The following is a 21,422-nucleotide window of genomic DNA, read 5'->3' on the forward strand; positions in this document are numbered from 1 at the left end:
AACCCCAAAACGCCAGGGGTAAAACGGCATGAAATGCAGGAGAAACGGAATGAAATGCCTGGAAGCGGGAATGAACGACCTTGCCGGAGAAGAAAACGTTGAAAGGTGAGTGACCACTATCACCACAACCCTCGCCGTTATTGTATTAAATATGTTACCGCAGCGTTTAAAAAAGTAACAACCCTAAAATTTGGCGCTTAAGCCCAGGGTATACAAATATTCTTCTTCCGACTGCTGGTTGTAGCTGATCTTCGCCCAGGGGTGTAAATCGCCGTACTGGGTATCAACACGCCACCCCAGCGAGTTCACGCTGGCATGCCAGAGGGGTTCGGTAAGCGACTGCGCGGTGGTTGTATCACTAAACGTATTTACCGTTGAGGGTGGAGTGCCCTCTGTGCGCCACGCCATGACCGGCCCGGTTGTAATATGCCCCGCCACGGGAAAATTCCAGCCAACGCTCAGAACGGTTTCCGCATCCGAACCGGATGGGTCGTTCAGCGCAAAGCCCGCAGCATTCTGCGAATGGTTAATACGCTCCGCGAGAATATCTTCATAACGAGGTTGGTGATCGGCGTCCCATGTATAGCGTTCTGTCGTATTACTTTGTGCATCTGAAACGATATATTCCTGTTGCCACGCAAAAGCGGTGTTACATATAAGCAGGCAGGCTGAAACGCCCACCAGGCCAGAAGCAGCATGGCGACCACTGATTTTTTTTATCATCATCAAAGCGACTCCAGAAAGAGCCGAGTTCGGCGATATATGTCATTGTTCGAAGAGGTATTGGGGCATATAGCCCTGTATTAACTATTGTCTCTTTAGCAGACTCGTCAAGCCGGGCAGATTGAAATTTTTGCGTTTATCGTATCAGGAAGGGAGATGACCTATGCAACGTTGCGGTTGGGTAAGCCAGGATCAGCTTTATATCGATTATCACGACAAGGAATGGGGCGTACCGGAAACCGACGGTGAAAAACTGTTTGAAATGATTTGCCTTGAAGGCCAGCAGGCCGGTCTGTCGTGGATCACCGTTCTGAAAAAGCGTGAGAACTACCGCAATGCCTTCCACCGGTTCAATCCGGCTGCGGTGGCCGCCATGACCGACGACGACGTGGAAAGGCTGGTTCTGAATCCCGGTATCATCCGCCATCGCGGTAAAATTCAGGCCATTATCGGTAACGCGCGGGCTTATCTGGCGATGGAGCAAAACGGCGAACCCTTCTCAGCATTTGTCTGGTCGTTTGTGGATAACGAGCCGCAGGTGACGCGGGCCGCCACGCTTGCAGAGATCCCAACCTCGACCCCTGCCTCGGATGCCCTGTCGAAAGCGCTGAAAAAACGCGGCTTCAAGTTTGTGGGCACCACCATCTGTTACTCCTTTATGCAAGCCTGCGGGCTGGTCAATGACCATATTACGGGCTGCATCTGCCACCCGGAGGGCAACCATGATCCGCAAATGGCACAGTGAGAATACCGCTCAGCTCCTGAGACTGTGGCTTGAGAGCACCACCGAGGCGCATCCGTTTATCGACGCCGCCTACTGGAAAGCGAACGAAGCGCTGGTGCGGGATGAATACCTTCCCGCCGCCGAAACCTGGGTCTGGGAGGAGAACGGCACGCCGCGCGGTTTTATCAGCGTCATACAGTCGCAGTTTGTGGGGGCGCTGTTCGTTACGCCAGCGTATATCGGAAAAGGCATCGGGCGCGCGCTGCTGAACCATGTTCAACAGCGCTTCCCGCACTTAACCCTGGAGGTGTATCAGAAAAACGTCCGGGCGGTGAATTTCTATCATGCTCAGGGCTTTCGCATTGAAGACAGCGCCTGGCAGGATGATACCCAGCACCCGACGTGGATCATGAGCTGGCAGGCGGATCAAACGCCGTTAAGGTAAGCTCGGGCCCTTCATATTTCTCGACCCAGGCCAGCGCCGTGTTCCCTGCGCAACCATTCCCCAGCTTCGAGCTGGGGAGATCTTTGGTCAGCACGTTAACCGCCCCGTTTTTACAGATTCCACCTTCGGTGGGCTCAAGGTCGGGCCAGGCTCCCTGATGAATACAGATCACGCCTGGCTTAATCCCGTCGCTGACCACCGCCCCTGCCAGCACCTGTCCACGCTGGTTCCAGACGCGCACCACGTCACCGTCCGCAATCCCACGCGCTTTGGCGTCTAAAGTATTCAGCGTAATTGGCTCCCGCCCGGCGACCGCATACTGCTCGCGCAGAGAGGTGTAGTTAAGCTGACTGTGCAGACGATGCGCCGGATGGGCAGACAGCACCTGCAGCTGCTCCGGCTGAGCGTTGCCGTGCCACTCGTCCGGCTCCAGCCACGAAGGGTGTGGCGGACAATCGACATATCCAAAGCTGGCGATGCGCTCGCTGTAGATCACAATCTTGCCGCTCTCGGTTTTCAGCGGATGGTTTTCCGGGTCGCGACGGAAATCGGCGAAACGGACAAATCGGGCGTTCTGTTCGCTTTCCGGCATTTCGAGAATCTGGTTCGCCTCCCAGAATTCAGCAAATGGCGGAAGCGTCACGCCCTGCGCCGCACCGCGCTGTCCGGCGATCTGGTAGAAACTCTCCAGCCACTGCAGGTCATTTTTCCCTTCGGTAAAACGTTCGCGACCGCCCGCTTCCCAGAGCTCGCTCAGTTCAGCAAACACGTCAAAATCATCACGCGCTTCATCACGCGGGGCCACCACGCGCTTCATCGGCACCATATGCTGGTTGCTGTAATCGCCGGTCATGGTGAGATCGTTACGCTCAAACGACGTGGTCGCCGGCAGCACGATATCGGCATGTTTGGCCGAGGCGGTCCAGAAGCACTCGGAAATCACTACCAGCTCCGGCTTTTGCCAGGCGCGGATCAGGCGATTGGTATCCTGATGGTGCGTGAAGTTTGCCCCGCCCGCCCACCAGACAAACTTAATGTCCGGGAAGTGGCGGTCGAGACCGTTATGCTGATAAAAACCGCCCGGGTTTTCCAGGGCTTCAACGATTCGCGCCACCGGGATTTTATCCACGGCATCCACGCCGCCCTGCACCGAGCCTTGCAGGGACGCCAGCACCGCCGCTTTACGCGTTGGGTTACCGCCGTTCGCAAAGTGATAAGAAAGACCAAAACCGCCGCCCGGCGTACCGATCTGCCCAAGCATCGCGGCAAGGGTCACCAGCATCCAGTGTTTCTGCTCGCCGAACTGCTGGCGCTGCATCCCCCAGCCGGACATTAACATCGTGGTATTTTTATGGAACAGTGCCGCCAGTTCGCGGATTTTAGCGGCTGGAACGCCACAAATTTCCGCGGCCCACTCTGCCGTTTTCACTACCCCATCAGATTCGCCCGTCAGGTAGTCGGCGAATTTGTCGAAGCCGGATGTGCACCGGGCGAGGAAATCGCGGTCGTGCCAGCCGTTCTCCACCAGCGTATGGGCGACACCCAGCATCATCGCCACGTCGGTGCCCATATGAGGAGCAATCCACTCGGCGCTGTCGCCGAAGAAATCCATGGTTTCAGAACGCATCGGATCAATGCAGATGATGCGTTTGCCGCTTTTGCGCAGCGCGTCGAAATACCCGATCCCCTGTTCGTCGCTGGCATTCCAGGCAATTTTCAGCGTGTTCAGCGGGTTGGCGCTCCACAGCACCACCACGTCGGTGTGCTGCAGCACCAGCGGCCAGCTGGTCTGCTGCTGGTACACTTCGTTTCCTCCCACGACGTACGGCATGATCGCCTGCGCCGCGCCGGTCGAATAGTCTCCCAGATGACCGGTATAGCCCCCGGCCAGGCTCATGTAGCGCTGCAGCAGGGTCGAGGCCTTATGCAGCACGCCGTTCGAGCGCCAGCCATAGGAGCCGGCAAAAATGGACGATGGGCCATAGCTGTCGCGAATGCGCTTGTGCTGCGTATGGATCAGCGCCAGCGCATCGTCCCAGCTCACGCGAACAAACTCATCCTGACCACGGATCCCCTGCGGCTTATCCGGCGAGGCCAGAAAACCTTTGCGCACCATCGGCCAGCGCACGCGCGTTTTGCTGTGCACCTGATCGCGTACGACGGTCTGTAACGAATTGGGATGTTGTGTTGGCAGTGCCCCACGGGACGACAGAACATTTTCGCCATCGGTTTCGACCAGCATCGGCCCCCAGTGGGCGGCGGTCAGAATGGTTTTTGTTGAGGTGCTCAAGCGTGCGCTCCTGGTTGCGTGCAGGTTTACGGCCTTCTCGTTGAGGCCGTTTATGGTTTGTCACAAATTTCAGAGTTATACCCGGAATTTTCTCCGTATCTGGACGTCATAATCAACTGCCACGCTCGCCGTGGCAAAGAATAAAAAGGATTAAGGAAAGAAGATGAAAAAACGCGTACTCGTTATTGCCGCTCTGGTGAGCGGTGCACTGGCTGTTTCTGGCTGCACAACCAACCCTTACACCGGTGAGCGCGAAGCGGGTAAATCCGGCATCGGCGCAGGTATCGGCTCGCTGGTCGGCGCAGGCGTTGGGGCACTCTCCTCCTCCAAGAAAGACCGCGGCAAAGGTGCGCTGATTGGCGCAGCGGCAGGTGCGGCGCTGGGCGGCGGCGTCGGTTATTACATGGACGTGCAGGAAGCGAAACTGCGCGACAAAATGAAGGGAACCGGCGTGAGCGTCACCCGCAGCGGCGATAATATCATCCTGAACATGCCGAACAATGTGACCTTTGACAGCAGCAGCGCCACGCTGAAACCCGCGGGCGCGAACACCCTGACCGGCGTGGCGATGGTGCTGAAAGAGTACAACAAGACCGCCGTGAACGTGATTGGCTACACCGACAGCACCGGCAGCCAGGATCTGAACATGCGTCTGTCTCAGCAGCGTGCCGATTCCGTGGCCAGCTCCCTGATAACCCAGGGCGTTGAAGCAAACCGCATCCGCACCAGCGGCATGGGCCCTGCCAACCCTATCGCCAGCAACAGCACGGCGGAAGGTAAAGCGCAAAACCGTCGCGTAGAGATTACGTTGAGCCCGATTCAGTAATCCCCGAGGGAGAGGGCCGGGGTGAGGGCAACAGACCGCACACCCCGGCATGAACCACTTGCCATCGTTGATTTTCCCGCTAAGGTATTCTCACTAAATTCAGGGAAATCAGCGATGAGCAAACCAGCCCGGGCCACCATCAGCGACGTGGCGAAAGCCGCCAAAACCGGTAAAACCAGCATTTCGCGCTACCTTAACGGCGAGAAACACCTGCTGTCCGACGCATTGCTGGCGCGTATTGAACAGGCCATTGCCGATCTCGACTATCGTCCCAGCCTGATGGCGCGCGGGCTCAAACGCGGTCGCACCCGCTTGATCGGCCTTATTATCGCCGATATCACCAACCCCTACTCCGTCAACGTCCTCAGCGGTATCGAGGCCGCCTGCCGCGAGAAGGGCTTCACGCCGCTGGTCTGTAATACCAACAACGAAGTCGACCAGGAGCTGCACTACCTCGATCTGCTGCGCAGCTACCAGGTGGAAGGGATTGTGGTCAACGCAGTAGGCATGCGTGAAGAGGGCCTGAACCGCCTGCAGCAGTCCTCCCTGCCAATGGTCCTCATCGACCGTAAAATCCCGGAATTCGCCTGCGATGTCGTCGGGCTGGATAACACCCAGGCAGCCACAACCGCGACCGAGCACCTGATCGAACAGGGCTTCGAAGCGATTCTTTTTCTGAGCGAACCGCTGGGCATGGTAAATACCCGACGCGACCGCCTGGCGGCATTTCGCGCCACGCTTGCGCGTTATCCCGGTGCGATCGCCGAAAATGCCGAAACGCCGCTTCACGAAGCCGACCAGATCGACAACACCCTGCGCCAGTTCCATACCCGCCATCGCGGGATGCGCAAAGCCGTTATTTCCGCCAACGGGGCGCTGACGCTTCAGGTCGCCCGCTCGCTCAAGCGCATTGGCCTGCACTGGGGCAGCGATATCGGTCTGCTGGGCTTTGATGAGCTGGAGTGGGCGGAGCTGGCTGGCGTGGGTATTACGACCCTTAAACAACCCACCTGGCAGATTGGCTATGCCGCTGTAGAACAAGTGATTCGTCGTATTGAAGGCACCCGCGATGCCGTACGCGAGCAGGTCTTCTCCGGCGAGCTGATCGTTCGCGGCTCCACCGCCCGTTAATTCCCCCTTGTGATAGCGATCATAAATTCGACATCCTGATCTTTTCTTTGGAACCGGTTCCATCTAGCGTAATAGTATTGATATGTTGCGATGGAGTCCGAAGATGGGCAGGAAAATCATGGTGGTCACCGCCGCGTATGGCGCGGAACAGGTGCGACAGGCAGGCGGTCAGCGGGCGATGCTCCCCGTTATTGCAGCCGCAGGGGCAGACGGCGTGGAGATCCGCCGCGAACTGTTTAACAGCGAAGAGCTGCTGGCGCTGCCTGCACTGAGCGAATCCATCGAGCTAATGGGTCTGCTGGCGTGCTACTCCGCACCCGCCGCCCTGTTTATGGCCGACGGCACCCTTAACCCGGACCTGCCCCGCTATCTCTCTGAGGCCAACACCCTTAACGCCCTGTGGCTGAAGGTTTCCCTGGGCCATTTCAGCGACACACAGCCTCTCGACGCCCTGCGCGCCCTGCTGAATGCCAGCGGTATGGCGCTTGTTGTGGAGAACGATCAGACCGACTGCGGGCAGCTCGCGCTCATGCGGCGCTTCCAGGCCTCCTGTCGGGAAATGGCGTTGCCCGTCACGCTGACCTTCGACATGGGCAACTGGCTGTGGGTCGGCGACTCCCCCGAAGAGGCCGCACGTCACCTGGCCCCTGCGGTGAGCTATATCCACGTTAAAGCCGCCGTTCCGCATAAAGATAACTTCCGCGCCGTGGCGCCGGACCGCGCAGACGCGCGCTGGCTGGATCTGCTCGGCCAGCTGCCTGCAGATGCTCCGCGCGGTATTGAGTTCCCGCTGGAAGGGGCGGATTTAACCGCCGTTACCCGTCATTACGTCAACCTGCTGCGCGAGGAGTAAATCATGCACAAAACGCTGGATGCCATCACGATCGGCGAGGCTATGGCGATGTTTGTCGCGACCGAAACGGGCGAACTGAGCGCGGTAGAGCACTTTATCAAACGCGTAGCGGGCGCAGAGCTGAACGTCGCGACCGGCCTGGCGCGTCTCGGTCTGAACGTCGGCTGGGTCAGCCGCGTGGGGGATGACAGCTTTGGCCATTTCGTTCTCGACTCGCTGAAAAAAGAGAATATTGATGCCGCAGGCGTCACCCTGGACGGACGCTTTCCTACCGGCTTTCAGCTTAAATCGAAGGTCGAAAATGGAACCGATCCCATTGTGGAGTATTTCCGCAAAGGTTCGGCGGCAAGCCATCTCTCAACGGAAGATTACCACGCCGGCTATTTTGCCTCCGCGCGCCATCTGCACCTGAGCGGCGTGGCGGCGGCGCTCTCTGACAGTTCCTATGAACTGCTGGACCATGCGGCAACCACCATGAAGTCGCTGGGCAAAACGATCTCTTTCGATCCGAATTTGCGCCCGGTGCTGTGGAAAAGCGAAGCGGAAATGGTCGAGAAGCTGAACCGCCTGGCGTTCCAGGCGGACTGGGTTCTGCCGGGCCTGAAAGAGGGGATGATTCTGACGGGTGAAAATACGCCGGAAGGCATTGCTGATTTCTATTTGAATCAAGGGGTAAAAGCGGTGGTGCTGAAGACCGGTGCCGATGGTGCATGGTTCAAAACGGCCGACGGCGAACAGGGCGCGGTCGCGGCGGTGAAGGTTGAGAACGTTGTCGACACCGTCGGCGCGGGCGATGGCTTTGCCGTAGGCGTCATTAGCGCCCTGCTGGAAGGCAAACCGCTGCAGCAGGCCGTCGCGCGGGGCAATAAGATTGGCTCGCTGGCGATTCAGGTGCAGGGCGACAGCGAAGGATTGCCAACGCGAGCAGAGCTCGGCGTTTAAATTCCCTCTCCCTGTGGGAGAGGGCCAGGGTGAGGGCAGCATGCCACACCAAATAATTAAGCCACCGTGTACCCTACAGACAACGGCGGTAACAACCTCAACAACAGAGGCAAGCCTATGAACAGTTCGACCAATGCAGTAAAACGCTGGTGGTACATCATGCCAATCGTGTTTATCACGTACAGCCTGGCGTACCTCGATCGTGCCAACTTCAGTTTCGCATCCGCAGCGGGGATCACCGAAGACCTCGGCATCACCAAAGGTATTTCATCCCTGCTGGGTGCCCTTTTCTTCCTGGGCTACTTCTTCTTCCAGATCCCCGGCGCGATTTACGCGGAACGCCGCAGCGTGCGTAAGCTGATCTTCATCTGTCTGATCCTGTGGGGCGCCTGCGCGTCACTGACCGGCGTGGTGAATAATATTCCTGCTCTGGCGGCCATTCGCTTTATCCTCGGCGTCGTTGAGGCAGCAGTCATGCCGGCGATGCTGATTTACATAAGCAACTGGTTTACCAAATCTGAACGTTCACGCGCGAATACCTTCCTGATCCTCGGTAACCCGGTCACCGTACTGTGGATGTCGGTCGTCTCCGGCTACCTGATCCAGTCCTTCGGCTGGCGCGAGATGTTTATCATCGAAGGGGTACCCGCAATTATCTGGGCATTCTGCTGGTGGGTGCTGGTAAAAGATAAGCCTGCCCAGGCGAAGTGGCTTTCCGAAGATGAAAAAGCCGCGCTGCAGGCGCAGCTGGATAAAGAGCAGCAGGGGCTGAAGGCGGTACGCAACTACGGCGAAGCGTTCCGCTCCCGCAACGTTATCCTGCTCTGCGCGCAGTACTTTACCTGGAGTATCGGCGTGTACGGGTTTGTGCTGTGGCTGCCGTCGATTATCCGCAGCGGCGGCGAGAACCTCGGCATGGTGGAAGTGGGCTGGCTCTCTTCCGTACCGTATCTCGCCGCGACCATCGCGATGATCGTTGTCTCCTGGGCGTCGGACAAGCTGCAAAACCGCAAGCTGTTCGTCTGGCCGCTGCTGCTGATTGCCGCTTTCGCCTTCATCGGCTCGTGGGCGGTGGGCGCGAATCACTTCTGGGCCTCTTATACCCTGCTGGTGATTGCCGGTGCCGCCATGTACGCCCCGTACGGTCCGTTTTTTGCCATCATCCCGGAAATGCTGCCGCGTAACGTCGCGGGCGGTGCAATGGCATTGATTAACAGTATGGGCGCGCTGGGGTCGTTCTGCGGATCCTGGTTCGTCGGCTATCTGAACGGTGTGACCGGCAGCCCATCCGCGTCGTACATCTTTATGGGGGTAGCGCTTTTCGCCTCCGTGTGGCTTACTTTGATTGTTAAGCCTGCTAATAATCAACAGCACCTCGTCGGCGCACGCCACGCCTGAATCCTTAAAAATCAACGGAGATTAGCATGAAGCCGTCCGTCATTTTGTATAAAGCTCTGCCGGAAGATCTGCAGAAACGCCTGGAAGAACACTTCACCGTTACGCAGGTGAAGAACCTGAGCCCGGAGACCGTGGCGCAGCACGCCGATGCGTTCGCGAGCGCCGAAGGCCTGCTGGGTTCAAGCGAAAAAGTGGATGTCGCCCTGCTGGAGAAAATGCCGAAGCTTCGTGCTACCTCAACCGTTTCCGTGGGTTATGACAATTTCGACGTGGATGCCCTGAACGCCCGTAAAATCCTGCTGATGCACACGCCGCATGCCCTGACGGAAACCGTGGCAGATACGCTGATGGCGCTGGTGCTCAGCACGGCCCGTCGCGTGGTGGAAGTGGCCGAGCGTGTGAAAGCCGGCGAATGGACTAAAAGCATTGGGCCGGACTGGTTCGGCGTGGATGTGCATGGCAAAACGCTGGGCATCGTGGGTATGGGGCGTATCGGGCTGGCGCTGGCGCAGCGCGCGCATTTCGGCTTCAACATGCCGATTCTGTATAACGCGCGCCGTCATCACAGTGAAGCAGAAGAACGCTTCAACGCGCGTTACTGCGAGCTGGATACGCTGCTGCAGGAAGCCGATTTTGTTTGCCTGATCCTGCCGCTGACGGATGAAACGCGCCATCTGATTGGCAAATCCGCGTTTGAAAAAATGAAGAAGTCCGCCATCTTCATCAACGCGGGTCGCGGTCCGGTGGTGGATGAGCAGGCGCTGATTGAAGCGCTGCAAAGCGGCGAGATCCACGCCGCGGGTCTGGACGTGTTTGAGCAGGAGCCGCTTCCGGTGGACTCCCCGCTGCTGAGCATGCCAAACGTCGTCGCCCTGCCACACATCGGCTCTGCTACCCACGAGACGCGCTACAATATGGCGGCGACGGCAGTAGATAACCTGATAGCCGCGCTTGCCGGAAAAGTAGACAGGAACTGCGTTAACCCGCAGATCCAACAGTAGAAACGAAAAAACCCGCCAGAAGGCGGGTTTTTGAATTTTGTGCTACTGGGTTGGAAGCTTACAGGCTTACAACGTTACCAGCTGCTGGGCCTTTAGCGCCGCTTTCGATGGTGAAGGAAACTTTCTGACCTTCGTCCAGAGATTTGTAGCCATCGTTCTGGATAGCAGAGAAGTGTACGAACACGTCTTTAGAGCCATCGTCAGGAGTGATGAAGCCGAAACCTTTATCAGCGTTGAACCATTTAACCAGACCAGTCATTTTAGCAGACATAGAAATTACCTTATTAACAAATATATTGTGCCTTCCGGCTTGATGGATTGCGTTACAGATTTTTAAGCGATGAAGGAAGGGTCACTACGAAGGGTATCTATGGATAACAATCTGGACTGCTTTACTAAACTGCTTTAGGTCTGTGTAACAAACCGACGCGAACAGTTATACCGATGTGGTAGAGGAATGACAAGCGTTATTTTCTGAATGCCGAAAAAAAACCCCGCCTGAGGCGGGGTTTTTCGGTTTATTCTGTGGCAGCGACTGCTGCGCCCCACGCCTGGCTAAAGGCCTGGTGCTGGGCGGCCAGCGGCCCAATCAGCGTATTGTACTGACTTGCCTGCTGCGAGGTTGGGAACTGAATGCCGTTGGCAACAAAGCTCACCTGTGTCCCCTGCTGCGAGATGAAATCCCCGACCTGAACAAGCTGTTGAGTGAAGACCTGCGCGGCCGGAATCAGCGGTTGTATCGCTTCAGACGGTTTCGTCACTACTTTCTCATACACTTTATCGAAGACCGGTTTGAGATCCTCGCCCTGCTTCAGCGCAGAACGTGACGCGTCAGCCTGCATTTTCGCATTTTGCAGCTGCTGGCTCAGCACGCCGAGCGCACCGTTGGACTGGCGCAGCGGCTCGCGCTGAGTCATATAATCCTGGGGAACACGGATGGCGTTCACGCTATCCACTACCGGGCGGATACCGGAGTCCATCGCCTGGCTCACCTGCTGTGAATACCCATAAAGAATGGCGTAATCGGACACAAAGGGGCCAAACTGTTTTTTCTGATCCGCAGTCAGCGTCGGCAACCGCTCGCCGCTGCGCATCACTGTATTCTGCAGAAAATCGATAAACGCTTTGCGCTGATCGCCTTCTTTATCAAAACACCCACTCAGGCTAACAACCATCAACAACGCCGCAATAGGCGCAAACCAGCGAGAGCAGGACTTTCCTGTCGCCATTTTATTACTCCTTTCACCCAAAAAAGCGCACACCGGCACACGCGTGCCCGACGCTGACAAGGATAGTCCAGGTCAGCCTTGCAAGATACTCTTTTCATGTAAAACGACTATTGCCGATTTATTTCTTACTATTTACAAAAAAATACCTGGCGAAGCCGACATATGGTTAATCAGGGAATTAGCATAACTATCCAGATAGCTGAATCGCGTAAAGCGATCATTACCGCACGATTAATCACAGCCGTGACGATCCTTGGTTTGTATTAGGGACTATTCTTAATTGGCTCTCTGATGTTCTTGATCACGATGTGAGATTTAAGAGGAGTTCTCAATGGAATATAAAGATCCTGAGTTTGAGCTGCTGAGCAGTCTGGAACAGATCGTTTTTAAAGATGTACCGCAGGCCATTACCCTGCAACAAAAATCCAATCCCTTTACAGAATATGAGCAATTGCGCAAAGGGACAGGACTGAAAACTGAAGAATTCGCCAGAGCGATGGGTGTCAGCGTAGCTATGGTGCTGGAGTGGGAGTCAAAACGAGAGAAACCCACCCCAACCGAGTTAAAGCTGATGCGCCTGATTCAGGCCAACCCTGCACTCAGCAAACAGATAGCGTAGTGAAGATTGAATGCCCCCGCCGTTGCGGGGGCTTGTGTTTAAAGGCTCTCGAAACGCCAGCCCGTCTCTTCCCACACCATCTCGTGCGTCAGCGTTAACCCTTTTAAAAACGCATCATCGTGTGACACCACCAGCAGCGCGCCGGGGAAACCAGCCAGCGCCGCTTCAATAGCCTGCACTGAAGCCAGATCCAGATGGTTGGTCGGTTCATCCAGCAACAGGAGCTGCGTGGCCTCCCCGCGCCAAAGCACGCAGGCCAGCGCAGCCTTCAGACGCTCACCGCCGCTCAGTTCCGCCAGCGGGAGCGAGACTTTGTCGGCCCCCAGCTGAAGCTGGGCTAAACGGGTGCGTAACATACCCTCTTCCAGGGGCGTATTGCCCAGGTTGAGGTGCATCATGACCGACTGCGACAGATCGAGCCGGGAAAGATGCTGATCGAGATAAGCACAGCTGACCGACACCTTGCAGGTTCCTGAGCGTGGACTAATGTCGCCGAGGATGGCTTTCAACAGCGTCGATTTCCCGCAGCCGTTCGGACCTTTTAGCGCCACGCGCATTGGCCCGTCCATCCGCCAGCTAAGCGGAGGAACAGGCACATGCGGCAGCACCAGATCTTCCAGCACCAGCACCTGTTTACCTTCCGGGATCTGACTCCCCGGCAGGGTAAACATCACCTGGTTATCTTCTTCAACCCGCTCACGCGCCTTGTTTACCGCGGCATTCAGGGCTTCATTATGCTCGCTGTGCTGTTTTTTCCAGGCGCCGATACGTTCCTTTGCCGCGCCTTTGTATTTGACGCGTTCAAACGACGCGATATTCAGGGTATCGACGGTGCGTAATGTTTTCGCCGAGCGCCGCTGGCTGTCGTCATGCTCTTTTTGCATACGAGCGCGGGTGCGTTTGCGCTCCGTGGCCGCATGTTCCAGCGCCGCGCGGGCCGCCTGCTGTTCGGCATCGCGCTGGGTTTGATAATCCGCATAATTCCCACCGTAGCTGCGCAGCCCGCCGCTGCTTAGCTCAAGAATACGCGGCACCTGCGCCAGCAGCTCACGGTCATGGGAGGCGACGAGCACGCCGCCCTGATAACGGGCAAGCTGGTCGTAGAACCACGCCCGTCCTTGTCGATCCAGATGGTTAGTCGGTTCGTCCAGCAGCAGGAAATCCGCTTCAGCCGTAAATGCCCCGCACAGCAGCGCGCGAATACGCTCGCCGCCGCTGAGCTCACCGGCTGGCTTATCTGGATCAAACGGCGGAAGTTTCGCCCGGGCAAACGCCTCGCCAAGACGTTCAGCTAAATCCCAGAATCCATCAAGCATTTCCAGATCGTCAGGCTGGTAATCGCCGCTGTCGATACGCGCTCGCGCCGCGAAGATGGCCTCGTACCCGAGCAGCTCAGCCAGCGTCGTGTGCGGCAAAATGTCCTGCTGCTGAGCCACATAGACATGTGTTCCGGTACGTTCAATATGCCCGCTTGCAGGCTCATCAAGCCCCGCCAGCAGACGCAGCAGACGCGTTTTCCCGCTGCCGTTACGGCCAACCAGAGCGCACAGAGACGGCTCCAGAGAAAAACTCAGCGGACCAAAAAGGGTATCGCCCGTCGCAAACTGACAGGTGACCTGATGCAAAATAAAAGAAGGGGACTGCGCAAAATGAGCCATAAGCACTCCTGAATGAAATCAAAACATCCCCTGCCCACGCGGTGGCGTTTAGCAAGGATCGAAATTCATCAGTCGTGTTTGTTCATTTTTGGGGGGCGCTCCAGAGCGAGAAATTTAACGGAGATAAGGATAGCGGTAATGGGTTGACCATTTCAAGGTTAAATTTTGGACGATTTGTACTCCCTCTCCCTTTGGGCTGAGGGATCCCCACCAAATATTGCTTGCACAGACGGCCCCCTCTCCCTTGAGGGAGAGGGCTGGGGTGAGGGGAAGCATACGACTCTGGTGGTCATTCCGTTCACTTTATGTTCCTTGCTACTCTGTAACGACAATACCCGTGAACGTGCCAGGGTGGCTCAGTCGCCACCACCCTGGCTACCCGGGCTCCCGGCGGTAAATCGCCGCTACGCGGTACCTTCGGCTTATTCCTTCCGGCTTATCGGGGACGGGCGGAGGTAACATCCCTGTAAAGCCCGCCCTCTCGGCGCATCCATGCGCCTCGCCCCGGCCGGAAGGCAAACGCCTCAGCGATTTACAGCCGGACCATAGCGTCGCTGTAAGACCTCTGCCCGCAGTATGCTTTTCATTGCGGTAATTTTGCGAGTCTCTTTCCAGAAATGGTAATATCCTCAGTGGCATAGCTCAAATCTATTGCCGCCTGTTTTGATGAGCAGTAAGTTCTCTTTGCACCTGCAAAATCAGGTGCCGGGTTTAGCATCCTGGCTTATCTTATCGGCGGCACATTATGTGCAGCATGCTTTGCTACATCTCAATGGTGGGCTGAGCAGGGGCATCGAAAGATGCGCCGGTATCCGATAAGGCCGGTAATGCTAACTCTGTTCAGTCCACCACCAGCGAAGTTAGCATTTCCGGTGGTGGAAGCTTTATCACTTATCGGAGGCTGCCAATATGGCTACTACCCCAACCCAAGCTCATTCTTTATTCACCCTGCCCTTCAACCACGCCACCGACTTCACCGAACTGGCGGATAACTGCGAACGTTTTACCGACGCACTGGTAGTTTGCGAAGAACCCGCCCCAAAAATGGCGCTTTACGGCAGACTTTATGCCTGTCTGAATCTTCTGCAACCCACGCTTCTGGAACCTGTTCCGGACGCTTTAAAAGCCAGCCTGACCGTGAAGGAACTCCCGTCACGCGTTCCGGCTTTCGAACCCGAATGCGATCAGCTGGGGCGCTACTGTCAGGAGCTTACGCAGATGCTGATGAACGGCTCACTGTCGCGACAATCTGAAATCGTGATGGAAGATTTGCTGTGCGAGCTGGTCAGCTACTTTGCTGATACGCTGAAGGCACCGCGCTGGCTGCAGACAGACGAAGGCACAATCGCGATCGGCTAAACCTGCCGGATGGCGCTGCGCTTATCCGGTCTACAAAAGACCCATAAAAAAAACCCGCCGAAGCGGGTTTTTAGCATTTGTTACAACGGGCACATTACTGCAACAGCGAAATATCCGCCACGCGCAGGAACAGCTCGCGCAGTTTTTCGAGCATGGAGAGACGGTTAATACGCAGTTCTTTATCTTCTACGTTCACCATCACTTTCTCGAAGAAGGCGTCGATCACGTCACGCAGCTCCGCCAGCTCAACCAGCGCTTCCTGGTAACGACCTTCCGCGAAGTACGGCTCGAGCTTGTCGCGCAGCACCACAACCTGCATCGCCAGAGCGATCTCTTCCGGCTCTTTCAGCGTCGCGGCGTTTACGCGCTCGTTCAGCGTCTCGTCGGATTTCGCCAGGATGTTGGATACACGCTTGTTGGCCGCCGCCAGAGCAGATGCCGCTTCCAGCGTACGGAAGTGGGAAACCGCCTTCATACGCGCATCGAAATCAGCCGGACGGGTTGGACGACGCGCCAGCACCGCCTGAATGGTGTCGACGGTGTAACCTTCGTCCTGATACCACGCGCGGAAACGGCCGAGCATAAAGTCGATCACGTCATCCACAACGTTCGCGTTGGTCAGCTTGTCGCCGTACAGACGCACCGCTTCTTCGGTCAGGGTCTGCAGATCAAGGTTCAGGTTCTTCTCAACGATGATGCGCAGCACGCCCAGCGCGGCACGACGCAGCGCAAACGGGTCTTTATCGCCTTTCGGATGCTGGCCGATGCCGAAGATACCCGCCAGGGTGTCCATCTTATCGGCAATCGCTACAGCGCAGGCAACCGGGTTGGACGGCAGATCGTCGCCCGCAAAGCGCGGCTGATACTGCTCGTTCAGAGCTACGGCCACGTCTTCCGCTTCGCCATCGTGACGCGCGTAGTGCATGCCCATTACGCCCTGGGTGTCGGTGAATTCGAACACCATGTTGGTCATCAGGTCGCATTTGGAGAGCAGGCCCGCGCGGGTCGCGTGGTTAACGTCGGCACCGATTTCACGGGCGATCCAGCCGGACAGCTCCGCGATACGGTCGGTTTTGTCGCGCAGCGTACCCAGCTGCTGCTGGAACAGCACGGTCTGCAGGCGCGGCAGGTTATCTTCCAGACGCTTTTTACGGTCGGTATTGAAGAAGAACTCGGCATCCGCCAGACGCGGGCGCACCACTTTCTCGTTACCGGAGATAATCTGGCTCGGATCTTTCGATTCGATGTTCGCCACGAAGATGAAGTTTGGCAGCAGCTTGCCGTCGTTGGCGTAAACCGGGAAGTACTTCTGGTCACCCTTCATGGTATAAACCAGCGCTTCTGCCGGAACGGCCAGGAATTTCTCTTCGAATTTCGCGGTCAGCACAACCGGCCATTCCACCAGAGAAGTGACCTCTTCCAGCAGGCTGTCGCTCAGGTCGGCATTACCGCCAATCTTACGCGCCGCTTCTTCCGCGTCCGCTTTAATTTTGGCTTTACGCTGTTCGTAGTCGGCAATCACTTTACCGCGTTCCAGCAGGATCTGCGGATACTGGTCGGCATTGTCGATGGTGAACTCTGGCTCGCCCATAAAGCGGTGGCCGCGGATCACGCGATCGGACGCCACGCCCAGAATGGTCGCCGGGATAACGGTGTCGCCCAGCAGCAGGGTCACGGTGTGTACCGGACGCACGAAGTGTACGTCAGACGCGCCCCAGCGCATCAGCTTAGGAATCGGCAGCTTCGCCAGAGAAGTGGCGATCATGTTTGGCAGCAGCGCTTCCGCGCTTTCGCCTTTCACGTGGGCACGATACAGCAGCCATTCGCCTTTATCCGTGGTCAGACGCTCGGCCTGATCAACGGTGATGCCGCAGCCGCGCGCCCAGCCTTCGGCAGCCTTGCTTGGCTTGCCTTCCGCGTCAAACGCCTGGGCAATCGCCGGGCCACGTTTTTCGACTTCACGATCCGGCTGAGACGCCGCCAGATTTGCCACTTTCAGCGCCAGACGACGCGGTGCAGCAAACCACTCAATTTTACCGTGCGCCAGGCCAGCGTTATCCAGCTCGGCGGTCACGTTCGCAGCAAAAGATTCAGCCAGGCTGCGCAGGGCTTTTGGTGGCAGCTCTTCGGTGCCGATTTCCACCAGGAAAGTTTTCTCAGACATGGCCGCCTCTTATTTGTTTCGGTTGCACATCGGGAAGCCAAGGGCTTCACGGGACGCGTAGTAAGCTTCTGCAACGGCTTTGGTCAGGGTACGAATACGCAGAATGTAGCGCTGACGTTCAGTCACGGAGATGGCTTTGCGGGCGTCCAGCAGGTTGAAGCTGTGGGCGGCCTTCAGAATACGCTCGTAGGCAGGCAGCGGCAGCGGAGTTTCCAGCGCCAGCAGCTGCTGAGCCTCTTTCTCGTACTGCTCGAAGCAGGTGAACAGGAAATCCACGTCCGCGTATTCGAAGTTATAGGTGGATTGCTCCACTTCGTTCTGATGGAACACGTCACCGTAGGTGGTTTTACCCAGCGGGCCGTCGCTCCAGACCAGGTCGTAAACGCTGTCTACACCCTGAATGTACATGGCCAGACGTTCCAGACCGTAGGTGATTTCACCGGTGATCGGCTTACATTCCAGACCGCCAACCTGCTGGAAGTAGGTGAACTGGGTCACTTCCATGCCGTTCAGCCACACTTCCCAACCGAGACCCCAGGCACCCAGCGTTGGGTTTTCCCAGTTGTCTTCCACGAAACGGATGTCGTGGATGGTTGGATCCATACCCAGCTCTTTCAGCGACCCGAGATACAGTTCCTGAATGTTGTCGGGTGATGGCTTAATCACCACCTGGAACTGATAGTAATGCTGCAGACGGTTCGGGTTTTCACCGTAACGACCATCGGTCGGACGACGGGAAGGCTGCACATACGCGGTCGCCATTGGCTCTGGCCCCAACGCGCGCAGGCTGGTCATCGGGTGTGAAGTGCCGGCGCCGACTTCCATGTCCAAAGGTTGAACAATGGTACAGCCCTGACGAGCCCAGTAATCCTGTAAGGTCAGGATCAGGCCCTGGAAGGTCTTGGTATCAAACTTTTGCATAGTATTTCGTGCTGGATACGTGTGGTTTTAAATGGAAGGGACCAGTATACCCGCTGGCTGCAAGATATACAGTACGAAACGGGGTTGTTTAGGGAAAATTGGGAAATAAGCCTTCCGGCCAGAACGCTGGCGGCGTCTGGTTGTTGATTATGCGAGCAGGCTAGCGCATGGAGAGATGTAAAAACTGACCGTCCGCATCAAACGAGCAGACAAAGCCCTCTTTACGCGCAGTATACCCTCTAAGCTCATAGCTGCCCTGAAAGCGCTCGAATCCGATGACGTTAATTTTCTGAACGTCCGAGTTATAGCGCCGAGCGGCCCGCTCTTTACAGAGCGCTTCCATATTCAGCGAACGCTCCGGGCTTATTTTTCCCTGCTGCGCTTTTTGCACGGGGACTTCCTGTGGCGTACTGCATCCTGCCAGCATGAATAGCAGAAAGAGTGATGCCACACGCTTCATCATCATTTTTATTACCGTCCTGGTCAGCGGCTGTTATTTTTAGTATCAACACTTTTATAGATTAAGGTCTGCCATTCTGCGAATCTCGCGGTCTCCCGGCAAGCCTGTGCATAAAACTCAGAATTTTCCAAACGAAGACTTTTGGACAATGGGAGTCCCACTCACTTTACAGGGAATAAGAGGAACTGATGCCGTCAAAAATTAACTGGATTGATAACCTGCGCGGAATAGCGTGTCTGATGGTGGTCATGATCCACACGACGACCTGGTATGTCACGAATGCCCACAGCATCAGCCCCGTTAACTGGGATATTGCCAATATCCTCAACTCCGCGTCGCGCGTCAGCGTGCCGCTGTTTTTTATGATTTCCGGCTTTCTCTTTTTTGGCGAGCGTAGCGCGCAGCCGAGGCACTTCATCCGCATCGCGGCCTGTCTGGGGTTCTACAGCGCCGTTGCCCTGCTCTATATCACCCTGTTTACCTCCATTAACGCCGGGTTATCCCTCAAATATTTGCTGCAAAAACCGGTTTTCTACCACCTGTGGTTCTTCTTCGCCATCATCGTTATCTATCTGGTCTCTCCGCTCATTCAGGTGAAAAACGTCAGCGGGAAAATGCTTCTGGCTCTGATGGTGGTGATTGGCATCGTCGCCAACCCGAACACGGTTTCGCAGAAAATCGACGGTTTCGAATGGTTGCCGGTAAATCTCTATATCAACGGCGACACCTTCTACTACGTGCTTTACGGCATGCTGGGGCGCGCCATCGGGATGATGGATACGCAAAAGCGCGGTCTGAACTGGCTCTGCGGAGCGCTGTTTATCGCCGGCGTGGCGGTGATTTCACGCGGGACGCTACATGAGCTTCAGTGGCGCGGCAATTTTGCCGATACCTGGTATCTGTATTGCGGGCCGATGGTATTTATCTGTGCCGTATCGCTGCTCACGCTCGTTAAAAACACCCTGAATGCGCGTCCCCTTCCCGTGCTGGGCTTTATCTCGCGGCACTCGCTGGGAATTTACGGTTTTCACGCGCTGGTGATCCACGCCCTGCGAACGAGGGGCGTTGAGCTCAAAAACTGGCCGGTGCTGGATATCGTCTGGATTTTTGCCGCTACGCTGGTTATCAGCCTGCTGCTGTCGATGCTGCTGCAAAAAATCGACACTCGCCGCTTCGTCAGCTAACGCTGCGCTGCCGGGCGCGGTGGTACTGGCGCGGGGAGGAGAAGCCTGCCGCCAGCGAGGCCTGTTCCACGCCGCGCCCCTGCATCAGCCACTGCTCCGCCACCGCCAGACGCAGCTGCTCCAGATAATCGCGGACGCTAATCCCTAAATGCGTCTGGAAAAGCCGGGTGAGATGGCGCGGGCTGACGTGCGCCAGTGCGGCGATATCAGGCAAGCTCCACGTTTTTTGCGGCTCGGCGGTGAGCGCATCCTGCGCCCGATGGATCGCCGGATGAAGATGATTGCGGTAGCGCAGCCACGGGGAGAGCTGGGGATCGTCACCGGAACGGCGGAACCAGACCACCATCTCGCGCGCCACGGCCAGCGCCTTTTCGGGACCGCACAGGCGGTTAATCATATGCAGCGCCAGATCGATGCCCGACGTGATCCCCGCGCTGGTCCAGATATTCTCGTCCTGTACAAAGATGCGGTTTTCTTTAATCGTCGCCGTGGGAGCCACAGTGCGTAAACGACTGATAACGTCATGGTGGGTTGTGCACTGTTTGTTATTCAGCAGGCCCGATTTCGCCGCCAGCAGCGCACCAGAACAGACGCACATCACCGTGATATCCCGGCGCTGAATGACCGGCTGCAGGCGCATTAGCCAGTGCTGGATCTGGTGCGCCTGCGGCGTTGAGAACTGAACGCGGGAGTCACTCACCCCCGGCAGGACCAGCAGACTCCCTGGAGGCAGACTTTCCGGCAACGGCTGGATGCCGCCCATCGTCAGGCCTATCGACGTCGGCACGTCCGGTTGCGGCCCAATGTAATGCAGACGAAACGCGTCGCCAGCCAGCACAAAGGTCTCCGCCGGGCCTGACATATCCAGTGCCAGTACCCCGGGTAACATCACGAACCAGACGTCGATGCGCATTACAGTGACTCCAGCGTCTCCGCTACCGTTTTAATGTCGGCAAAACGCCCGGCCAGTACCGTCTCGGTACGGTGGCGAATTTCCGCTGCGCTCAGGGTAATGCCCCTGTACGTCATGGGAAACGTCAGCGTTGCCTCGCTCACAAACGTCACAGCATAACCCAGATCGGATGCTACCCGAGCGGTGGTTTCACAGCATTGTTCCGTGCGAATGCCGCAGATGATCAGCTGGTTGATATCACGCTCGCGCAGCCAGCGGTCAAGCCCGGTATCCGTGAAGGCATTATGGACGTGTTTCTGGAAAACCACATCCGGCTGATGACGCAAAAAGGCCATCGGTTTGACATAGCCGCTTTGCAGCGTGAAGGGGCCATCTTCATCCACATGAAAAATATCAACGACAGGAATACCGCGCGCCTGGCAGCCTTCAATCAGCCCCAGCATCGCCTGCTGAAAGGCAGGAATGTCGCCCTCCTGCCAGTAAGGGCGATGATGGAAGGACTGCTGAGTATCAATATTGATGAGTGCAATGCGTGACATGATAAATCTCCTCGCCAGTGGGTGTGTCACCATACTGGCAAGG

At 56.8% G+C, this 21,422-nt stretch carries 21 protein-coding genes and 1 pseudogene; 12 read left to right on the forward strand and 10 right to left on the reverse strand.

Going from position 1 to position 21,422, the window contains the following annotated elements:
- Positions 1 to 183: 183 nt before the first annotated feature.
- Positions 184 to 726 carry a lipase gene (locus AC2FAJ_RS14610; RefSeq protein ID WP_045260015.1) on the reverse strand — a complete coding sequence of 181 codons (543 nt, stop codon included), beginning with the start codon at positions 724 to 726 and terminating at the stop codon, positions 184 to 186.
- Between the two features lie 160 nt (positions 727 to 886).
- On the opposite strand from AC2FAJ_RS14610, the gene tag reads away from it, so the two are divergent.
- Together tag and AC2FAJ_RS14620 are read left to right on the forward strand one after the other, a co-directional pair.
- Positions 887 to 1,468, forward strand: a complete 582-nt coding sequence (tag, locus tag AC2FAJ_RS14615) for a DNA-3-methyladenine glycosylase I (RefSeq protein ID WP_047363377.1) — start codon at positions 887 to 889, stop codon at positions 1,466 to 1,468.
- The gene (locus AC2FAJ_RS14620) at positions 1,446 to 1,892 is read left to right on the forward strand and encodes an N-acetyltransferase (protein ID WP_041911602.1); all 447 of its coding nucleotides are present in this window, start codon (positions 1,446 to 1,448) and stop codon (positions 1,890 to 1,892) included. Before tag ends, AC2FAJ_RS14620 begins: the two co-directional genes overlap by 23 nt.
- Here the strand turns inward: AC2FAJ_RS14620 and AC2FAJ_RS14625 are convergent.
- Complete coding sequence (locus tag AC2FAJ_RS14625) at positions 1,855 to 4,134, reverse strand: molybdopterin guanine dinucleotide-containing S/N-oxide reductase (RefSeq protein ID WP_485454306.1); 2,280 nt, start codon at positions 4,132 to 4,134, stop codon at positions 1,855 to 1,857. The genes AC2FAJ_RS14620 and AC2FAJ_RS14625 overlap by 38 nt on opposite strands.
- A gap of 211 nt (positions 4,135 to 4,345) precedes the next feature.
- Between AC2FAJ_RS14625 and AC2FAJ_RS14630 the strand changes: the two genes are divergently transcribed.
- The 6 genes from AC2FAJ_RS14630 to ghrB all read left to right on the forward strand — a co-directional run bounded on the left by AC2FAJ_RS14630 (position 4,346) and on the right by ghrB (position 10,333).
- Entirely contained in the window at positions 4,346 to 5,008 is a 663-nt protein-coding gene (locus AC2FAJ_RS14630; RefSeq protein WP_008502762.1) for an OmpA family lipoprotein, read from the forward strand.
- 114 nt (positions 5,009 to 5,122) lie between these two features.
- Positions 5,123 to 6,139: a LacI family DNA-binding transcriptional regulator gene (locus tag AC2FAJ_RS14635; RefSeq protein WP_028015084.1), complete on the forward strand. Its 1,017-nt coding sequence runs from the start codon at positions 5,123 to 5,125 to the stop codon at positions 6,137 to 6,139.
- Between the two features lie 103 nt (positions 6,140 to 6,242).
- Positions 6,243 to 6,992 (forward strand): sugar phosphate isomerase/epimerase family protein, encoded by a 750-nt coding sequence (locus AC2FAJ_RS14640; RefSeq protein WP_280029405.1) that lies wholly within the window; start codon positions 6,243 to 6,245, stop codon positions 6,990 to 6,992.
- Positions 6,993 to 6,995: 3 nt separating this feature from the next.
- On the forward strand, positions 6,996 to 7,934 hold the full coding sequence (locus AC2FAJ_RS14645; protein ID WP_028015082.1) for a sugar kinase: 939 nt from the start codon (positions 6,996 to 6,998) through the stop codon (positions 7,932 to 7,934).
- 117 nt (positions 7,935 to 8,051) lie between these two features.
- Positions 8,052 to 9,332 (forward strand): MFS transporter, encoded by a 1,281-nt coding sequence (locus tag AC2FAJ_RS14650; protein ID WP_028015081.1) that lies wholly within the window; start codon positions 8,052 to 8,054, stop codon positions 9,330 to 9,332.
- A 26-nt stretch (positions 9,333 to 9,358) separates the two neighbouring features.
- Positions 9,359 to 10,333, forward strand: a complete 975-nt coding sequence (gene ghrB / locus AC2FAJ_RS14655) for a glyoxylate/hydroxypyruvate reductase GhrB (RefSeq protein ID WP_041911608.1) — start codon at positions 9,359 to 9,361, stop codon at positions 10,331 to 10,333.
- Between the two features lie 58 nt (positions 10,334 to 10,391).
- Here the strand turns inward: ghrB and cspE are convergent, their stop codons facing one another.
- Together cspE and AC2FAJ_RS14665 are read right to left on the reverse strand one after the other, a co-directional pair.
- Complete coding sequence (cspE, locus tag AC2FAJ_RS14660) at positions 10,392 to 10,604, reverse strand: transcription antiterminator/RNA stability regulator CspE (RefSeq protein ID WP_003860775.1); 213 nt, start codon at positions 10,602 to 10,604, stop codon at positions 10,392 to 10,394.
- Positions 10,605 to 10,851: 247 nt separating this feature from the next.
- On the reverse strand, positions 10,852 to 11,562 hold the full coding sequence (locus AC2FAJ_RS14665; RefSeq protein WP_045260020.1) for a DUF3053 domain-containing protein: 711 nt from the start codon (positions 11,560 to 11,562) through the stop codon (positions 10,852 to 10,854).
- 331 nt (positions 11,563 to 11,893) lie between these two features.
- Between AC2FAJ_RS14665 and AC2FAJ_RS14670 the strand changes: the two genes are divergently transcribed.
- Complete coding sequence (locus AC2FAJ_RS14670) at positions 11,894 to 12,181, forward strand: HTH-type transcriptional regulator (RefSeq protein ID WP_028015078.1); 288 nt, start codon at positions 11,894 to 11,896, stop codon at positions 12,179 to 12,181.
- Positions 12,182 to 12,219: 38 nt separating this feature from the next.
- On the opposite strand, the gene AC2FAJ_RS14675 is transcribed toward AC2FAJ_RS14670, so the two are convergent.
- On the reverse strand, positions 12,220 to 13,839 hold the full coding sequence (locus AC2FAJ_RS14675; protein ID WP_485454264.1) for an ABC-F family ATP-binding cassette domain-containing protein: 1,620 nt from the start codon (positions 13,837 to 13,839) through the stop codon (positions 12,220 to 12,222).
- 841 nt (positions 13,840 to 14,680) lie between these two features.
- On the opposite strand from AC2FAJ_RS14675, the pseudogene AC2FAJ_RS14680 reads away from it, so the two are divergent.
- Together AC2FAJ_RS14680 and AC2FAJ_RS14685 are read left to right on the forward strand one after the other, a co-directional pair.
- Positions 14,681 to 14,860 (forward strand): annotated as a pseudogene (locus AC2FAJ_RS14680) (hypothetical protein); the annotation flags it as partial.
- Positions 14,821 to 15,198 (forward strand): hypothetical protein, encoded by a 378-nt coding sequence (locus AC2FAJ_RS14685; RefSeq protein ID WP_485454307.1) that lies wholly within the window; start codon positions 14,821 to 14,823, stop codon positions 15,196 to 15,198. The pseudogene AC2FAJ_RS14680 and the gene AC2FAJ_RS14685, both read left to right, overlap by 40 nt.
- Before the next feature lie 94 nt (positions 15,199 to 15,292).
- Here AC2FAJ_RS14685 and glyS read toward each other — a convergent pair whose 3' ends face one another.
- The 3 genes from glyS to AC2FAJ_RS14700 all read right to left on the reverse strand — a co-directional run bounded on the left by glyS (position 15,293) and on the right by AC2FAJ_RS14700 (position 18,749).
- Positions 15,293 to 17,362, reverse strand: coding sequence for a glycine--tRNA ligase subunit beta (gene glyS / locus AC2FAJ_RS14690; protein WP_028015075.1), 2,070 nt, complete (start codon positions 17,360 to 17,362; stop codon positions 15,293 to 15,295).
- Between the two features lie 9 nt (positions 17,363 to 17,371).
- Positions 17,372 to 18,283, reverse strand: a complete 912-nt coding sequence (gene glyQ, locus AC2FAJ_RS14695; protein ID WP_003860141.1) for a glycine--tRNA ligase subunit alpha — start codon at positions 18,281 to 18,283, stop codon at positions 17,372 to 17,374.
- Between the two features lie 160 nt (positions 18,284 to 18,443).
- Positions 18,444 to 18,749, reverse strand: coding sequence for a YsaB family lipoprotein (locus AC2FAJ_RS14700; RefSeq protein ID WP_047363363.1), 306 nt, complete (start codon positions 18,747 to 18,749; stop codon positions 18,444 to 18,446).
- 182 nt (positions 18,750 to 18,931) lie between these two features.
- On the opposite strand from AC2FAJ_RS14700, the gene AC2FAJ_RS14705 reads away from it, so the two are divergent.
- On the forward strand, positions 18,932 to 19,927 hold the full coding sequence (locus AC2FAJ_RS14705) for an acyltransferase (RefSeq protein WP_059353756.1): 996 nt from the start codon (positions 18,932 to 18,934) through the stop codon (positions 19,925 to 19,927).
- Here AC2FAJ_RS14705 and AC2FAJ_RS14710 read toward each other — a convergent pair.
- Together AC2FAJ_RS14710 and AC2FAJ_RS14715 are read right to left on the reverse strand one after the other, a co-directional pair.
- Positions 19,920 to 20,840, reverse strand: a complete 921-nt coding sequence (locus tag AC2FAJ_RS14710) for a GlxA family transcriptional regulator (protein WP_485454265.1) — start codon at positions 20,838 to 20,840, stop codon at positions 19,920 to 19,922. The genes AC2FAJ_RS14705 and AC2FAJ_RS14710 overlap by 8 nt on opposite strands.
- Positions 20,840 to 21,379 carry an isochorismatase family protein gene (locus AC2FAJ_RS14715; protein WP_045630278.1) on the reverse strand — a complete coding sequence of 180 codons (540 nt, stop codon included), beginning with the start codon at positions 21,377 to 21,379 and terminating at the stop codon, positions 20,840 to 20,842. Before AC2FAJ_RS14715 ends, AC2FAJ_RS14710 begins: the two co-directional genes overlap by 1 nt.
- Between the last annotated feature and the right edge of the window lie 43 nt (positions 21,380 to 21,422).

The organism is Enterobacter cloacae complex sp. 385G4 (genome assembly GCF_057320665.1).

Bases quoted from the DNA above. Each gene is read 5' to 3' on its own strand.
- AC2FAJ_RS14610 (WP_045260015.1), bottom strand. From the start codon at position 726: ATGATGATAAAAAAAATCAGTGGTCGCCATGCTGCTTCTGGCCTGGTG.
- tag (WP_047363377.1), top strand. From the start codon at position 887: ATGCAACGTTGCGGTTGGGTAAGCCAGGATCAGCTTTATATCGATTAT.
- AC2FAJ_RS14620 (WP_041911602.1), top strand. From the start codon at position 1,446: ATGATCCGCAAATGGCACAGTGAGAATACCGCTCAGCTCCTGAGACTG.
- AC2FAJ_RS14625 (WP_485454306.1), bottom strand. From the start codon at position 4,134: ATGCTGGTCGAAACCGATGGCGAAAATGTTCTGTCGTCCCGTGGGGCA.
- AC2FAJ_RS14630 (WP_008502762.1), top strand. From the start codon at position 4,346: ATGAAAAAACGCGTACTCGTTATTGCCGCTCTGGTGAGCGGTGCACTG.
- AC2FAJ_RS14635 (WP_028015084.1), top strand. From the start codon at position 5,123: ATGAGCAAACCAGCCCGGGCCACCATCAGCGACGTGGCGAAAGCCGCC.
- AC2FAJ_RS14640 (WP_280029405.1), top strand. From the start codon at position 6,243: ATGGGCAGGAAAATCATGGTGGTCACCGCCGCGTATGGCGCGGAACAG.
- AC2FAJ_RS14645 (WP_028015082.1), top strand. From the start codon at position 6,996: ATGCACAAAACGCTGGATGCCATCACGATCGGCGAGGCTATGGCGATG.
- AC2FAJ_RS14650 (WP_028015081.1), top strand. From the start codon at position 8,052: ATGAACAGTTCGACCAATGCAGTAAAACGCTGGTGGTACATCATGCCA.
- ghrB (WP_041911608.1), top strand. From the start codon at position 9,359: ATGAAGCCGTCCGTCATTTTGTATAAAGCTCTGCCGGAAGATCTGCAG.
- cspE (WP_003860775.1), bottom strand. From the start codon at position 10,604: ATGTCTGCTAAAATGACTGGTCTGGTTAAATGGTTCAACGCTGATAAA.
- AC2FAJ_RS14665 (WP_045260020.1), bottom strand. From the start codon at position 11,562: ATGGCGACAGGAAAGTCCTGCTCTCGCTGGTTTGCGCCTATTGCGGCG.
- AC2FAJ_RS14670 (WP_028015078.1), top strand. From the start codon at position 11,894: ATGGAATATAAAGATCCTGAGTTTGAGCTGCTGAGCAGTCTGGAACAG.
- AC2FAJ_RS14675 (WP_485454264.1), bottom strand. From the start codon at position 13,839: ATGGCTCATTTTGCGCAGTCCCCTTCTTTTATTTTGCATCAGGTCACC.
- glyS (WP_028015075.1), bottom strand. From the start codon at position 17,362: ATGTCTGAGAAAACTTTCCTGGTGGAAATCGGCACCGAAGAGCTGCCA.
- glyQ (WP_003860141.1), bottom strand. From the start codon at position 18,283: ATGCAAAAGTTTGATACCAAGACCTTCCAGGGCCTGATCCTGACCTTA.
- AC2FAJ_RS14700 (WP_047363363.1), bottom strand. From the start codon at position 18,749: ATGATGATGAAGCGTGTGGCATCACTCTTTCTGCTATTCATGCTGGCA.
- AC2FAJ_RS14705 (WP_059353756.1), top strand. From the start codon at position 18,932: ATGCCGTCAAAAATTAACTGGATTGATAACCTGCGCGGAATAGCGTGT.
- AC2FAJ_RS14710 (WP_485454265.1), bottom strand. From the start codon at position 20,840: ATGCGCATCGACGTCTGGTTCGTGATGTTACCCGGGGTACTGGCACTG.
- AC2FAJ_RS14715 (WP_045630278.1), bottom strand. From the start codon at position 21,379: ATGTCACGCATTGCACTCATCAATATTGATACTCAGCAGTCCTTCCAT.